The organism is Psychroserpens sp. BH13MA-6, assembly GCF_052983595.1.
Genome location: NZ_JBRJGE010000003.1, coordinates 101,210 through 116,044, shown reverse-complemented (window position 1 = coordinate 116,044; position 14,835 = coordinate 101,210). Strand labels below are relative to the sequence as shown.

The window sequence follows — 14,835 nt, the reverse complement described above, 5'->3', positions numbered from 1 at the left end:
TAGCACTAATGTCAATCACGTTATTGGCTTGCAACAAAAGCACATCGAATGATTTGGCCATGAATAGTGATTCTGAGATCCATTCTAACATTGAGAATATCGAGAGTAAGGTCTCAGAACTACTTTCTAAAATGACTTTAGAAGAAAAAATTGGTCAGATGAATCAATACAACGGGTTTTGGGATTTAACTGGACCCGAACCTGAAGAAGGTGCTGCTGCTAAAAAGTATGAACACCTAAAAAAAGGGTATGTTGGTTCGATGCTCAATGTGCGAGGTGTAGAGAATGTCAGAGCTGTGCAAAAAATAGCGGTCGAAGAAACAAGACTAGGCATTCCCCTAATAATTGGTTTTGACGTGATTCATGGCTATAAAACCATAAGTCCAATTCCTCTCGCAGAATCTGCTAGTTGGGATTTGGACGCTATTAAACTTTCAGCAGAAATTGCTGCTGAAGAAGCTGCCGCTGCTGGTATCAATTGGACGTTTGCGCCAATGGTCGATGTTTCTAGAGATGCCAGATGGGGACGCGTAATGGAAGGTGCAGGTGAAGACACCTATTTGGGATGTAAGATTGCTAAAGCCCGTGTAGAAGGTTTTCAGGGTACCGATTTAGCAGCACATAATACCATTGCAGCCTGTGCCAAACATTTTGCAGGTTATGGTTTTGCCGAATCAGGAAGGGATTATAATACAGTAGATGTGGGTACATCCACATTAAACAATATTATTTTTCCACCTTTTATTGCTGCTAAAGAAGCAGGTGTTCGAACTTTTATGAATTCATTTAATGAATTAAATGGCGTACCTGCTACCGGAAATAAATACTTGCAAAGGGATATTTTAAAGGAAAAATGGAACTTTGATGGTTTTGTAGTTTCAGATTGGGGTTCTATTACAGAAATGATTGCTCATGGTCATGCTAAAGATGGTGTTCAGGCTGCCGAGATAGCGGTGAATGCAGGATCTGATATGGACATGGAATCTTACTTATATGTTGAAAAATTAGCTGGACTCGTAAAAGAAGGAAAAGTTGATGAAGCACTTATTGATGATGCGGTGACTCGAATTTTAAGAGTGAAATTTGAATTAGGACTCTTTGATGATCCTTATAAATATTTAGATGAAGAACGAGAGAAGACAGTTACTGGTCAGCAGAAATTTCATGACGCTGTTCTCGATGTTGCTAAAAAATCGATTGTACTTCTTAAAAATGACAAACAATTGTTGCCATTGAAGAAGTCAGGTCAAAAAATTGCCTTAATCGGTGCATTGGCCAGCGATAAAACAAGTCCGTTAGGAAGTTGGAGAATTGGTGCTGATGACAGTACTGCGGTTTCTGTTTTAGAAGGGATGAAGCAATACATTGGTAATAAATTGACCTATGTCAAAGGCGCTGATGTGAGTATTGGTAAAACTGAATTTGCAACTGAACTTACTATTAACACCACGGACAAAAGCGGTTTTTCTGAGGCGATATCAATTGCTAAAGCATCTGATGTGGTAGTGATGGTTCTTGGAGAACATGGATTGCAGAGTGGAGAAGGGCGAAGCCGAACTGAATTAGGGCTACCTGGTGTTCAGCAAGAGCTCTTAGAAGAAGTATACAAAGTAAATCCGAATATCGTTTTAGTCTTAAACAATGGAAGACCTTTAACAATCACTTGGGCAGATGAACATATCCCATCTATAGTTGAAGCCTGGCACTTAGGAACACAAAGTGGTAATGCCATTGCTCAAGTATTATACGGTGACTATAATCCAAGTGGGAAGTTACCAATGACTTTCCCAAGACGCGTAGGACAAGTACCCATATATTACAACTACAAAAATACAGGAAGACCATCATTACCAGGTCCCGATGTGGTTTTTTGGTCGCATTTTCAGGATGTAGAAAATACAGCATTATATCCGTTTGGTCATGGTTTAAGTTATACCACATTTGAGTATGCTGATTTGGTTGTTGATGTAGTAGCTTCTGATGAGGTTAAAGTGACTTTCAAATTAACCAATACTGGCAAGCTGAAAGGTAAAGAAGTGGCACAATTATATATTAACGATATGTATGCTAGTGTGACGCGACCTGTAAAAGAATTGAAAGGATTTGAGTTGATAGAATTAGCGCCTAATGAGTCAAAGGAAGTAACAATGACATTGACGAAAAAAGAATTAGGTTTTTACAATAATCAAGGTGAATTTATACTGGAGCCTGGTGAATTCAAAGTTTTTATAGGTGGAAGTTCAGATACGCAGCTAGAAAAAACATTTAATCTTAAATAATGAAACAGTCGCTAATTATATTATTTTCAATACTGTGTTTTGCCTCTTGCAAGTCAGAAAAAACATTCATTTTAAAAGAGGATTTTAATGGGACAAATCTCAATGAATCCATCTGGAATTATGAGTTAGGAGATGGTTGTCCAAATCTTTGTGGTTGGGGAAATAATGAGCGACAAACATATACAAAAGACAATGTTAAGGTAGCGAACGGACAATTAATAATAACAGCTACCAAGGATTCTTCATCGTATTATTCTGGAAGAATCACTACTAAGGATAAATCGGAATTCCAATATGGAACCATAGAAGTTAGAGCAAAGTTACCTGAAGGTAGCGGTTTATGGCCTGCTATCTGGATGTTAGGCAATGATATTGACGACAAAACATGGCCAGCTTGTGGAGAGATAGACATCATGGAATACGTAGGCAAGGCACCACATGAAATTCATACAACGTTGCACACGGCAGATAGTTACGGGCAATCAAAAAACACCAAAGTAACCACTATCGAAACAATAGAAGAAGGGTTTCATGTTTATAAATGTGAATGGAATGAAGCCGCAATCAAATTTTATATTGATGATGAATTGGTTTACACGTTTTCTCCAGAAATGAAGGATGATAAAACATGGCCTTTTGATAAGCCATTTTATGTGATTTTGAACATGGCTATTGGAGGAAATTTCGGTGGACCTGAAGTAGATGATAGCATTTTTCCTAAAGAATTTATTGTAGATTATGTCTACATTTATTAATTTATTAATGATTAACAAATATATTTTACTATGAAAAAAAACTACATTTTTATGACTATTCTGATGTTGACTTTTGCGCCATTAATTGCACAGACCAACATTAATTTTGATGCTACTAGCTTTAGTCCTGATCCAACCGGTACAGGTTTGGGTTTTATGAACGTAAGCAACTTGCCTGCTCCAGATGGAAATGGTGCTTACGAATTTGGTTCACCATGGGGAATTCCAGATCTTATTGCTATTTTGGATACAGGTGGAAATACGTTAACACTTAAACCAAATAGAATAGGAGATCCAGCCCCTTATTGGCAAGGTGATGGAACCCAATTAAGAGGGAACAAAATCATGGATGCTAACTTATACATTCAAGATCCTGCTTTAAATGGTACTAATTTTACGTTTAGCGGTTCTGTGAGTTCAAATACTTTGAACAACACAGGTATTGCACCTTACGATTTTCAATTTACGGCATTTATTAAAGTGTTTTCAGCAGATTTTGGAACGGTTCTCGCTTCTGATATTGTTGATTTATCAACGGTTTCTGGTGATTTCACTTTAACCATGGATGCTACAGGGTATACAGGTTTGGAAAACATTCAATATGGTTTCCAAATGATTGGCCCAAATATTAATTTAGATCCAAGTTTTGATGCCGCTTATGATGCATTAGGTAGTATTGTGATTCAGCCAGCGACACTTAGTGCCAATGAGGTAGCGGCTTCTGAGTTCTCTATCTATCCGAATCCAACATCTCAGGTTTGGAACATCAAAGCTACTTCACCTGTGAGTTCAGTTAAAGTATTTGATGTCTTAGGTAAACAAGTCATATCAAAACAAGTCAATTCTGATCAAGTGACCATTGACGCGACAGCTTTAAAAACAGGTGTTTACATCGCAAGAATCCAATCGGAAGACGCGATTAAAACATTTAAGTTGGTAAAGGAATAGTCCTTTATTAATACAACAAACAGATGCCGCATTTGCTTGTAGCAAATGCGGCATTTTTATTTCCATTAAATTTTAATACTATTTTATTATGAAAACAACTGCCCAATTACTCGTTATGCTATTCGCTATTTGCTCTTTTGGGCAGGTCATGCCAATAGATTTTTCTGACCCTTCAGATGCCATGAATTGTTTTGACTGCTCGTTCACAATAGCAGATGATGGCGGTAATCCCGTTGGCTCTATAGCTGGTGGCGGATTACTCTATGATACAGCACAATTAAACTTAGCTGAAAATCTGGACTTATCTGATGACGCTAACAATACCATAACCTTTAGAATGAAACCACTCGCAGACTATGGAACTCGAACACATTTGTTAAAATTTGAAGCTGGTACAGGACCTGATACCGAATTATCATTTACAACTTCTGGAACCGACTGGCAGATTATCACCTTAGATTATGGTGCCGGACTTGGAGATTATAGTTTGATGGTGTTTTTTCCAGATTTTAATAACAATGATGTCGGTACTTATTTAGTGGACGATTTTGCTGGTGGAACGAATGTCACGCCAGTTCCAGAACTTGAGACACCCTCTCCAACACCTACAACACCCGATAATGAAGTATTGAGTATCTATGGAGATACAGGAGGTTTCACGAATATATGGACCAGTGATTACAGTTTTGGAGTCACCACTGTCGTTGATACAGATCCGAGTGCTGCTGTCAATAATACCTTAAAAATGGATTTTTCAGTTGCAGGTTATGGTGAAGGAACTAATCCTGGCACAGTGACCGATGTGAGTGCGTACAATTACTTTCATTTCGATTATTGGACATCCAATGCGACTCAAATTCGTATGATTTTGATTGAAGAAGATGGAAGCGTTTTCGAATATTTTTATGAATTACCTACACAAGAAGCCTTTGTGTTTGATACATGGACCAGTGTAGATATTCCCTTGAGTTTCTTCACAAACCAGGGTTTTAGTACTGATAAATTTTTCCAATTTAAAATTGGAACCGAATCTGATCTAAATACAGGTATTGCGTATTTTGATAATCTCTATTTCTCAGTGAATCCAGGAACAAATCTTAGTGTCACAGACTTGGAATTGAATAATATGACCGTATATCCAAATCCTTCGGAGAATCATTGGATCTTGAATTCGAATAGTATCTTATCGTCTATAGAAATTTACGATGTACTTGGGAAGCAAGTATTACTCATTAATCCGAGCTCAACAATGGTAGAAATTGATGCATCAACTTTAAAAACAGGATTGTATTTTGCTAAAATCCGTTCAGCAAATGGCGGTAGAACATTAAAATTAATTAAAAAGTAGGAATAGCTTTTTAAAATAAGAATAAAAGAGTGTATTTTTATACAAGTACACTCTTTTTTATCTTATAAAGCACATGGTTACACTGAAACAACTCGCTGAACAATTGAATGTTTCCGTATCAACGGTCTCTAAAGCCTTACACGATAGTGATGAAATAAGTCCTGATACGATTGAACGAGTGAAGTCCTTAGCTAAACTTTTAAATTATAAACCCAATAAATTAGCGGTTAGTTTAAAAAGTAGCAAGACCAATACCATTGGTGTGATTATACCAAATATTTTAAATCATTTTTTTGCGAAAGCATTGTATGCTATTGAGAAAGAAGCATCAGACAAGGGTTATAACATTATTACTTGTGTGTCTAATGAGTTGCAATCTAAAGAAATTGAAAGTCTTCAGTTATTATCTAATGGGAGTGTAGATGGCTTCATTATGTCCATCGCTGAAGAAACTCAAGTGGCGAATGATTTTGATCATATCAATATACTAGCTAAGCAAAATATTCCGGTCGTTTTATTTGACAGAGTTTCAGAAAACATCGCCTGTGACAAAGTGATTATTGATGATTTTGGAGCTGCCTATGAAGCGACAAAGCATCTGCTTTCGGAGGGTAGAAAAAACATTGTTCTCTTTAGCGATATTGAAGATCTCAGCGTAGGTAAACTCAGAACCAACGGTTATACAGAAGCATTAGGTGAAGCTGATGATTATGGTCGCCAACCAAAAACGATCATTCTAAAATCAGATGATGCTATCGAAGCCGTCATTGAGAAAACCTTACAAGACGATGACTCGATTGATGGTATCGTTGCTATTGATAACGTTTCTGGTGTAATTGCGCTTCATAAAGCGTTGAAATTGGGAAGAAACGTTCCCGAAGATTTATCCGTTATTGGTTTTTCCGATGAAAACATTCTAAAATTTACAAATCCAAAACTTTCTACCGTATCACAACACACCTTGGAAATCGGAAAGAATGCTGTGGCTTTATTAATAGATCGCATTAACAATAAAGGCGTTTCTCAGCCAATTACTAAAACTATCCGAACTAATATTGTTCTTCGTGGTACGACTCGATAAGTCATATTGGGAGGAGCGTTATACCTCAGGGAATATAGGATGGGATTTAGGATCAATATCGCCACCCTTAAAAGCCTATGTTGATCAATTGGAGGATAAAAACCTTAAAATTTTAATTCCAGGTGCCGGAAATGCTTATGAAGCCGAATACTTATTTAAAAAAGGGTTTAAACAGGTGTATGTCGCCGATGTCTCCAAAACAGCATTAAATAATTTAAAAAAAAGAGTTCCAGAATTTCCCGAAAGGCAGCTATTACACAAGGACTTTTTTAATCTTGACCTCAAATTTGATCTTATTATTGAACAGACTTTCTTTTGTGCATTAGACCCTAAATTACGATCGAAATATGTCGAAAAGATGCAAGCGATTTTAAAGAAAAACGGACAATTGGTAGGCCTTTTTTTTAATGTGCCACTAAATGATGATCAACCACCTTTTGGAGGATCTAAGAGTGAATATATCGAGCGATTTACGCCTCATTTTCAAATTAAAGTCATGGACATGGCATATAATTCGCATCCATCTAGATCTGGTAGAGAACTGTTTGTTAACCTTCAAAAAAAATAATTCTAAAAAAAGATCAGTTCATGACAATTGTCATATTTCTAAGAAACGTTGTATTGTAATTTTACACAAGTTGATTAATACTTATTTAAGTTTCTTATTATGATTGGTCAGAATATCGCTTTATACAGTTCAAATATTACAGTGATTATGGTAGCCATATTTGGATTCATATGTTTAATACTCATTGGGTTTTTGATAAAGTTTATGACCAGTGGTGATAAAAATAAAACCGATACAACGGAGTAATGTCTGTTTATTAGTTAGTTAAAAGGAGCGCTTTTTATGAGCGCTCCTTTTTTAAGTATTGTTCGTTTGAAAATTAAGGGAGATGCTCGATTCGCAGGAGTTATTTAAAAAAATTGAAAAATTTTGTAACAATTGGACTGAGTTTACGTCCTATAGGTGTTCAATCAAAATAATCAGATCATGAAACAAGATAATCAACTTATTGTGTTGACCCATTTAAGTCAGCTGTTGACATTTATTACTGGCTTTGGTGGATTGATCGTGCCGCTTGTGATTTGGGCCACACAGAAAGAAAAAGTTTATCAAATGGATCAGCAAGGCAAAAATATTGTCAATTTTCAATTGAGTATACTTGTCTATAGTTTAATCTGTATTCCTTTAGTTTTTGTATTGGTAGGAATCTTTGGATTATTGGCTTTATGTCTCTTATCCTTTATATTTCCTATCATCAACGCGATCAAAGCGAGTCATGGAGAAACACCTAAATATCCTTTATCTCTTAATTTTATTAGTTAGTTATTTTTATATCAAGAGGTAATAAAAACGCTCACTGAAAAGTGAGCGTTTTTTAATGTTATTATGAATTCTGTTCGTTTCCTATAGCGTCAATATCATCCTTAATAGCTTTCTTTTTTGAGGTCCATTTGATGCCATATTTAAAGCAAATAAATCCGAGAAACATGGCAAAAACAATAGCCATAACAAGTTCAGAAGGTTCTGGGTTAGATAGACGTTTTGAACCAAGTATAAGTTTCACAACATTTCCAAGAATACTCAAAATGGAGAATACGCCTAGCAGCAACAAGAAATAGCCGATGATTTTCTTAACCATGGATTAACTGTTCAACATCACAGGCATCACCAACATGGTCACATGTTCGCCATCATCTAAACCATCAATAGGCGTAAGGATACCAGCTCTATTCGGTAAACTCATTTCTAATTGTACGTCATCAGCATTTAAATTATTCAACATTTCAGTCAAGAAACGCGAATTAAAGCCAATTTGCATATCATCACCTTGGTAATCACAAGTAAGACGTTCTTCAGCTTTATTAGAATAATCGATATCCTCTGCAGAAATATTTAATTCTGCTCCAGCTATTTTTAAGCGAATTTGATGTGTTGTTTTGTTTGAAAAAATACTAACACGACGCACAGAATTCAAGAACTGTGTTCTATCTATAGTCAATTTGTTTGGATTCTCTTTTGGAATCACGGCTTCGTAATTTGGATATTTTCCGTCGATCAATCGACATACCAATACGCTATTTTCAAACGTAAACTTCGCGTTGGAATCGTTGTATTCGATCGTAACATTGTCATCATTCGCCGCTAAAATACCTTTTAAAAGATTTAACGGTTTTTTAGGCATAATAAATTCAGCGACTTGATTCGCTTTAATGTCTTCTCTAGTATATTTTACTAGTTTATGAGCATCTGTAGCTACAAAGGTTAAACCTTCGGTAGAAAATTGAAAAAACACTCCACTCATTACTGGGCGTAAATCATCGTTGCCAGCTGCGAAAATAGTTTTGCTAATCGCAGTAGCCAAGATGTCTCCAGAAATGGTTGTGGTACTTGGGTTGTCTAATTCCACAGCTTTCGGAAATTCATTGCCATCAGCATAGGCTAAGGCATACTTACCATGATTCGAACTGATTTCAACCGTGTTATTGTCTTCCACAACGAAAGTAAGCGGTTGTTCAGGAAATGTTTTTAAGGTATCTAATAACAAACGAGCTGGTAAGGCAATACTACCATCATTATCGCTTTCTACATCCAAGGTAGACGACATAGTCGTTTCTAAGTCACTAGCAGATACGGTTAATTTTGAGTCTTTCAACTCAAATAAAAAATTATCTAAAATAGGTAAGGTGTTAGAACTATTTATGACACCTCCTAAAACTTGTAATTGCTTAAGAAGATAGGTACTAGATACTATAAATTTCATGTGTGATAATTGATTTTTTTCAATGTTGCGATAACAAATTACGCAATACAAATATATCCCAAAGGGATTGTTTTATAAAACAAACTTATTAACAAATTAACGCTTTAAAAAATTCTGAATTTACGCGTATATTCACCTTATTTTGTATACCTCTTTTTTCTGAAGAAGTTAAATACAAAACCAAAAACCCCTAATAATATAAGCGGTATTGCGATATTGACCATTTGCCAAGTCGATTTTTCATCTTCGATTTTTTCAGTATCTAAAAAGGCTAATTTCACCTCTTTTGTTCGAATGTTTATAAGTCCGTCATCATTTAAAAGGTAATTCACAGCATTTTCGAGAAACTCTTTATTTCCGAATTTTCGTTTACTTAAAAACTCAAAGCCTAATTCCTGTGGCTGATTGCGTATCACTTCATTTTTGATAACATCACCGTCAGCGATGATAATCATTTTAGTTGGTGTACTCTGAGTTTTGTCATCAGAAATTTTAAAAGGCTTTATGCGCTTATCATAAGCAGATGTAAAAGAGCCTTCAAGCAGGACGGCTAAAGTCTGATAGGGTTCCTTATAAGTCTCTGGATTCGGCTCTTTTGTAACAATGTCTAAACTAATTTCTCGAGGAACACCCTCTAGTTTTGTTAGTTGAGAACTTCGTAACAGGATGGTTTTGTCAATGCCGTTTTTTAACGTGTCTATCTGACTCGCAAAATCAAATTTGACAGGGTCGAGATTGGTAGTAATGGGATGGTTTGGATTGCTAGCCGCTAAGGGCGAATAGGGCCATCTTAAAGGTTGAAACTGGGAATTACTGCCTTCTCCTATAGCGAGTGTAATGGGAGCAGAGTACATGTCGTTGACAATGACTGGATTTACTCTTACACCATATTTAAAGAAAAAATCATTGAGATTCAAATCTTTTATCACGGCAAATCCTTTCCCTGACTCATTCATTAAGCTGTCGCGATCCATAATGATACTTTCGGTAAGCCAAAGACTTTTCCCACCGTTCATGGTATATTGATCCAAAACGTATTTCTCTTCTTCTGTAAAGGCAACACTCGGTTTTGCTGAAATAATCAAGTCATAATTCTCGATGTCCTTCAAGGTCTTTTGAGGATTAGAGGCAACGCTATCCAAGGTAAATGGAGCCAAAAAGTAATGCTGTCCTAACTTTTTTAATAAGTCAGCCACATAAATGTCACTTAACTGACCGTTACCTTTTAAAATGGCTATTTTCTTTTGCTTCGGTCGAATCAACTTTTTAAAGGCTTCTGCAAAAGCATATTCTAAATTTTGTATGGAGCCATTTACGAGTTCCTGATCTGTCGCTCCAATTTTATTTTTTATAAGTGGAACAACGACCGTCTGCTCATTATAACTAGCCAATGCCCAAGGGATGATAACCTCCTGACTTGTTTTTCCATTCTCCTTAATATTAATTTGGAACGGTTGCATGCCACGCTGCGCTAATTGCTGTAAGTTTTGGTTACGCGTCGCTTCTTCGGCTAAAGGATTGATAAATTCGAAAATGACGTTGTCATTATAAACCTTGAATTCCTCAAGTAATTGCTGGGTTTCATCGCGCAACCTTCGGAATTCGGAAGGAAATTCGCCTTCTAAAAACACATCGATTACGATGGGAGATTCGACGTCCGAAATCGTTTCTAAGGCAGCTTCTGAAAGCGTATACCGACGATCTTGTGTAAGATCAAAGCGTTGGTAAAGTCCACTTGATATCACATTCACCACAACGATGATAACCAATGTGGCAGCGATGATCATTATATTTTTTTTATTCTTTAGCATCGAAAGTTATAGTTTCTTTATAGGGATTAACAATCGTGACGAGGCCGTCTGTAAAAACAACTTCCAAACATTCCTTTTTTGTATTAAAGGCGCCTGGTTCAATACCCAAGCTATAATTCCATTTGTTCTCGTTATGTGCTTTGGCGTCTTCATTCCACGAAAGCCATTCGGCCTTTCCTAAGAGATTTTTAATCTCTTCTTTTGTCTTTCCTATAAGTTTTTCCGACGAAATTAAGTCGTCCGATAGTTCATAACGCAGTGCAGGTGCCTCTTGCCATAATTCCATCGTAAAATGTTTTTGATGATGGAAGTTCGTAAAAATATTTATCATGGGATACACTGCATAAAAATAAACGAGCGGTGTTAATACTAGACTGACCAAGATGGTAAGCCACTTCCGTCGGTCTATGGTTTTTACAAAAAGGAAAACCAAGGCAAACACCACACACATGATTATGACTAAAGGGATGGTAATAATCATTGTTTCGTCTGTTTTAGATTGAGTCTCGTTAAAACTATAAAGAAGCCTGTCATACTCAGAAAATACACAATATCTCGAGTGTCTAACACACCACGACTCATACTCTTAAAATGCGATTCCATGCCTAACTTCTCTAGGTAAAAAGCATCTCCAAATAGGTTGTAATTAGATAAGCCTTCGAAACCAAAATAAAAAATAAAACAGATAAAAACAGCCACGATAAACGCCACAATTTGATTATCGGTTAAGCTGGATGAAAATATACCAATGGCTGTGTAAGAGGCGATCAAAAATAAAAGTCCGAAGTACGAGCCCATAACACTACCAATGTCAAGATTTCCTTCAGGGTTTCCTAATTTGGAAATAGTGTATACATACAACAATGTAGGAATCAAGGCCAACACAATCAGTACGAACGCCCCAAAATATTTACCCATCACAATTTTAAAATGGCTAATGGGTTTGGTGAGTAATAATTCTAAGGTGCCCTGTTTTTTTTCGTCTGCAAAACTACGCATCGTTACTGCAGGTACTAGGAATATAAGTATCCAAGGTGCTAATAGGAAAAAGTTAGAAAGATCCGCAAATCCGTTGTCTAGAATATTAAACTCTCCTTTAAAAAGCCAAAGAAAGAGTCCGTTTAATAATAGGAACACAGCAATCACCAAATACCCAATGGGTGAGGCGAAAAAGGTGTTAATTTCTTTTTTTAAAATGGCGAACATTAGTGGTGACGTTTCTTTTTGATATGAGTTTTAAATTTTATCCATTTGATACCATAGAAGACAATAAATGTAAAGCTAAATACGCTAGCAAAAAAACTCACGGTTTGTGACGTCGGTTTTTTAGTACCTAAGCGATTAAAAAGTAATGCAATAACAAACAGAATCATCCATACGATAACCGGAGTTATTGATTCTTTTTTTAGGTATTTTCTTTCTTCGTAGGTCATGATACCGTTTTTTACGACAAGCTATGTAGCTTATCAACACTCCAGGCTTCTGGTTTTGCGTTAAACAAAGGTTTGGTCTTGGACCAGATGTGTCTAAACAAATCTGATTGTCTATAGGCTTCTAACCGACTTTCATTTTGCCAATAACTATATGTAAAAAACACATGCGAATGCTCTTTGTCTTGATAGAGTTCCAAAAATTCACAGCCATCAAAAGCTCTAATTGCGTCTTTATTAGCCTCAAAATTATTAAGAAAAGTGGTAATATTGGAAGGTTCGAAACTCATTTTAACAATTCTTACAAACATCTATATTATAGTTTTGAAAAATTAACAGTGACGGTGTCTCTAACTTTTAAACCCATGAGACTAGAAGCACTTCCTACACTCGCATTATCACTCTTATAAACCGCAATCTCTAAGTATCCCGAACTATTGAAAACCACTAATCCTTTGCCTTCATCATAGCGTTTATCTTCAGGAATATCAAAATTAATCACGTCGCTGTATTTATCATAAATGGTTTTAAACTTATAACTGCGCGCTGAAATTTCATAGTCGCGCGTTTTTTGAACACTCTCGAAAAATTTGCGTTTAATATTTGTAATAACATTGCCATAGTTATCAATATAAATGACGCTACCTATTATTTGATTTTTTTCATCATTCACAAAAGGGTTTAAGTTTTTGATAGGTTTTATATGATCTATCAGTTTACCAATGACTTCCAAAGTGCCACCACGTGCAATGTGGCAGGCGACATTCACAAAGACATCCAATACAGGAAAACTGGTACCTACACGATCGTGAATATTAATTTCTACAATTTTTTGCGGCGCGATTTCAGAACAAATCATGCTCATAATCCCATTGTTGGCACAAATAAAATAATGATCATCTAATTTTACGGCAATGTGTTTATTTTCAGGGTTGAGTTCAGAATCAATACCAATCACATGAATAGTGCCTTTCGGAAAGCTACTGTAAGCATTCTGAATAATGTAGGCGGCTTCAGGAACATTAAAAGGCGCTACAGAATGAGAGATATCAACAATTCTCACATCCGGCAATTCACTATAAATCGCTCCCTTGATGGCGCCAGCAAAGTGGTCTTTCTCGCCAAAATCGGTTGTTAATGTGATGATTGCCATGTATTACTTGCAGAAATTTTAAGGGTGATTTAAGCTCTTTTTTTAAATGAAACAAAACTGTTAAAAACTAATCATATTTTAACCTTAAGGACACCTTAAGAATTAAATAGTTTAGTTATTTTTGATTGTAATGTTATGAAAACATCGCTATTTTGTTTCATCACAAAACTAATAAAAGAAAACAGATTAATTTATAATTCTTACCGCTTTTGAACGAACTTATTTTAGAACTAGAAGAAATTACTCCTAAAGAATTTTTTGGAGCCCAGAATGCCAATATCAAAGTACTAAAAGAATATTTTCCCAAACTTAAAATTGTCGCGAGAGGCAATAGTATAAAAGCCTATGGCGATGAAGACTTACTCGAAGAGTTTGACCGTCGTATGAACATGCTTATGGAGCATTTTGGGAAATACAATAAAATAGATGAAAACGTGATAGAACGAGTGCTTACCAGTCAGAGTAGTGACGATTATACCACATCAGATCAGAGTGGTGAAGTTATCGTTCATGGCGTTAGCGGTCGTATTATAAAAGCGCAAACTGTGAACCAACGAAAACTGGTTGAGAGTATGCGTAAAAATGATATGGTTTTTGCCATTGGTCCTGCCGGTACAGGAAAGACGTATACTGGCGTTGCTCTTGCAGTAAAGGCCTTAAAAAACAAAGAGGTTAAGCGTATCATTCTTACGCGTCCAGCCGTAGAGGCAGGTGAAAATCTTGGGTTTCTTCCTGGGGATTTAAAGGAAAAATTGGATCCGTACATGCAGCCATTATACGATGCGTTACGCGATATGATTCCTGCCGAGAAATTGGCGCATTTCATTGAGAACGGTACCATTCAAATTGCACCATTGGCCTTTATGCGAGGAAGAACCTTAGACAACGCTTTTGTGATCTTGGATGAAGGGCAGAATACCACACACGCCCAAATGAAAATGTTTTTGACACGTATGGGTAAAAATGCTAAATTCTTACTAACAGGAGATCCAGGACAAGTCGATTTACCACGACGTACGATTTCAGGATTAAAAGAGGCGCTGCTGGTCTTGAAAAATGTCGAAGGTATTGGCATGATTTACTTGGACGACAAAGATGTCATTCGTCATAAATTAGTGAAGAAAGTCATTGAGGCTTATAAAAGTATAGAGAATAGAGATTAATTTTTTTTAGAAGCTTATTCCAGCTGTCGGCAGTCGCTCTCGTTGAGGAGCTTCAACAAAGCCTCCATCTGGGCTAGGGTTTAGATCATCACAAAACAC

15 protein-coding genes are annotated in these 14,835 nt (G+C 36.3%); 8 read left to right on the top strand and 7 right to left on the bottom strand.

From position 1 onward, the window contains the following. The first annotated feature begins 59 nt into the window (after positions 1-59). The 7 genes from bglX (at position 60) to ACU8DI_RS07560 (ending at position 7,741) form a co-directional block, all read left to right on the top strand. Complete coding sequence (bglX, locus tag ACU8DI_RS07590) at positions 60-2,279, top strand: beta-glucosidase BglX (RefSeq protein WP_447112457.1); 2,220 nt, start codon at positions 60-62, stop codon at positions 2,277-2,279. Beyond that, the gene (locus ACU8DI_RS07585) at positions 2,279-3,034 is read left to right on the top strand and encodes a glycoside hydrolase family 16 protein (RefSeq protein WP_447112165.1); all 756 of its coding nucleotides are present in this window, start codon (positions 2,279-2,281) and stop codon (positions 3,032-3,034) included. The genes bglX and ACU8DI_RS07585 overlap by 1 nt, the downstream gene beginning before the upstream one ends. A 30-nt stretch (positions 3,035-3,064) precedes the next feature. Continuing rightward, positions 3,065-3,982, top strand: a complete 918-nt coding sequence (locus tag ACU8DI_RS07580) for a T9SS type A sorting domain-containing protein (protein ID WP_447112164.1) — start codon at positions 3,065-3,067, stop codon at positions 3,980-3,982. 88 nt (positions 3,983-4,070) lie between these two features. Further along, entirely contained in the window at positions 4,071-5,330 is a 1,260-nt protein-coding gene (locus ACU8DI_RS07575) for a T9SS type A sorting domain-containing protein (protein WP_447112163.1), read from the top strand. 73 nt (positions 5,331-5,403) lie between these two features. Further along, the gene (locus ACU8DI_RS07570; protein WP_447112162.1) at positions 5,404-6,411 is read left to right on the top strand and encodes a LacI family DNA-binding transcriptional regulator; all 1,008 of its coding nucleotides are present in this window, start codon (positions 5,404-5,406) and stop codon (positions 6,409-6,411) included. Next, the gene (locus ACU8DI_RS07565) at positions 6,395-6,979 is read left to right on the top strand and encodes a methyltransferase domain-containing protein (RefSeq protein ID WP_447112161.1); all 585 of its coding nucleotides are present in this window, start codon (positions 6,395-6,397) and stop codon (positions 6,977-6,979) included. The genes ACU8DI_RS07570 and ACU8DI_RS07565 overlap by 17 nt, the downstream gene beginning before the upstream one ends. 426 nt (positions 6,980-7,405) lie before the next feature. Further along, positions 7,406-7,741, top strand: a complete 336-nt coding sequence (locus tag ACU8DI_RS07560) for a DUF4870 domain-containing protein (protein ID WP_447112160.1) — start codon at positions 7,406-7,408, stop codon at positions 7,739-7,741. A gap of 61 nt (positions 7,742-7,802) precedes the next feature. Here ACU8DI_RS07560 and ACU8DI_RS07555 read toward each other — a convergent pair whose 3' ends face one another. From ACU8DI_RS07555 to ACU8DI_RS07525, 7 genes are all read right to left on the bottom strand, one after another. Beyond that, complete coding sequence (locus tag ACU8DI_RS07555; protein ID WP_447112159.1) at positions 7,803-8,057, bottom strand: hypothetical protein; 255 nt, start codon at positions 8,055-8,057, stop codon at positions 7,803-7,805. 3 nt (positions 8,058-8,060) lie between these two features. Further along, positions 8,061-9,179 (bottom strand): DNA polymerase III subunit beta, encoded by a 1,119-nt coding sequence (gene dnaN, locus ACU8DI_RS07550; RefSeq protein ID WP_447112158.1) that lies wholly within the window; start codon positions 9,177-9,179, stop codon positions 8,061-8,063. Between the two features lie 137 nt (positions 9,180-9,316). Next, the gene (gldG, locus tag ACU8DI_RS07545) at positions 9,317-10,966 is read right to left on the bottom strand and encodes a gliding motility-associated ABC transporter substrate-binding protein GldG (protein WP_447112157.1); all 1,650 of its coding nucleotides are present in this window, start codon (positions 10,964-10,966) and stop codon (positions 9,317-9,319) included. A gap of 10 nt (positions 10,967-10,976) precedes the next feature. Further along, the gene (locus tag ACU8DI_RS07540) at positions 10,977-11,471 is read right to left on the bottom strand and encodes a hypothetical protein (protein WP_447112156.1); all 495 of its coding nucleotides are present in this window, start codon (positions 11,469-11,471) and stop codon (positions 10,977-10,979) included. Next, complete coding sequence (gldF, locus tag ACU8DI_RS07535; RefSeq protein ID WP_447112155.1) at positions 11,468-12,196, bottom strand: gliding motility-associated ABC transporter permease subunit GldF; 729 nt, start codon at positions 12,194-12,196, stop codon at positions 11,468-11,470. The genes ACU8DI_RS07540 and gldF overlap by 4 nt, the downstream gene beginning before the upstream one ends. A 238-nt stretch (positions 12,197-12,434) precedes the next feature. Continuing rightward, a complete protein-coding gene (locus tag ACU8DI_RS07530; protein ID WP_447112154.1) occupies positions 12,435-12,731 on the bottom strand; it encodes a putative quinol monooxygenase in 297 nt (98 codons plus the stop codon). Positions 12,732-12,736: 5 nt separating this feature from the next. Next, positions 12,737-13,573 carry an SAM hydrolase/SAM-dependent halogenase family protein gene (locus ACU8DI_RS07525; RefSeq protein ID WP_447112153.1) on the bottom strand — a complete coding sequence of 279 codons (837 nt, stop codon included), beginning with the start codon at positions 13,571-13,573 and terminating at the stop codon, positions 12,737-12,739. 209 nt (positions 13,574-13,782) lie between these two features. Between ACU8DI_RS07525 and ACU8DI_RS07520 the strand changes: the two genes are divergently transcribed. Further along, complete coding sequence (locus ACU8DI_RS07520) at positions 13,783-14,736, top strand: PhoH family protein (protein ID WP_447112152.1); 954 nt, start codon at positions 13,783-13,785, stop codon at positions 14,734-14,736. Positions 14,737-14,835 lie beyond the last annotated feature (99 nt).

What these genes read in the sequence shown, in the direction of transcription:
- bglX (WP_447112457.1), top strand. Translation starts at nt 60, where the DNA reads ATGAATAGTGATTCTGAGATCCATTCTAACATTGAGAATATCGAGAGT.
- ACU8DI_RS07585 (WP_447112165.1), top strand. Translation starts at nt 2,279, where the DNA reads ATGAAACAGTCGCTAATTATATTATTTTCAATACTGTGTTTTGCCTCT.
- ACU8DI_RS07580 (WP_447112164.1), top strand. Translation starts at nt 3,065, where the DNA reads ATGAAAAAAAACTACATTTTTATGACTATTCTGATGTTGACTTTTGCG.
- ACU8DI_RS07575 (WP_447112163.1), top strand. Translation starts at nt 4,071, where the DNA reads ATGAAAACAACTGCCCAATTACTCGTTATGCTATTCGCTATTTGCTCT.
- ACU8DI_RS07570 (WP_447112162.1), top strand. Translation starts at nt 5,404, where the DNA reads ATGGTTACACTGAAACAACTCGCTGAACAATTGAATGTTTCCGTATCA.
- ACU8DI_RS07560 (WP_447112160.1), top strand. Translation starts at nt 7,406, where the DNA reads ATGAAACAAGATAATCAACTTATTGTGTTGACCCATTTAAGTCAGCTG.
- ACU8DI_RS07555 (WP_447112159.1), bottom strand. Translation starts at nt 8,057, where the DNA reads ATGGTTAAGAAAATCATCGGCTATTTCTTGTTGCTGCTAGGCGTATTC.
- dnaN (WP_447112158.1), bottom strand. Translation starts at nt 9,179, where the DNA reads ATGAAATTTATAGTATCTAGTACCTATCTTCTTAAGCAATTACAAGTT.
- gldG (WP_447112157.1), bottom strand. Translation starts at nt 10,966, where the DNA reads ATGATCATCGCTGCCACATTGGTTATCATCGTTGTGGTGAATGTGATA.
- ACU8DI_RS07540 (WP_447112156.1), bottom strand. Translation starts at nt 11,471, where the DNA reads ATGATTATTACCATCCCTTTAGTCATAATCATGTGTGTGGTGTTTGCC.
- gldF (WP_447112155.1), bottom strand. Translation starts at nt 12,196, where the DNA reads ATGTTCGCCATTTTAAAAAAAGAAATTAACACCTTTTTCGCCTCACCC.
- ACU8DI_RS07530 (WP_447112154.1), bottom strand. Translation starts at nt 12,731, where the DNA reads ATGTTTGTAAGAATTGTTAAAATGAGTTTCGAACCTTCCAATATTACC.
- ACU8DI_RS07525 (WP_447112153.1), bottom strand. Translation starts at nt 13,573, where the DNA reads ATGGCAATCATCACATTAACAACCGATTTTGGCGAGAAAGACCACTTT.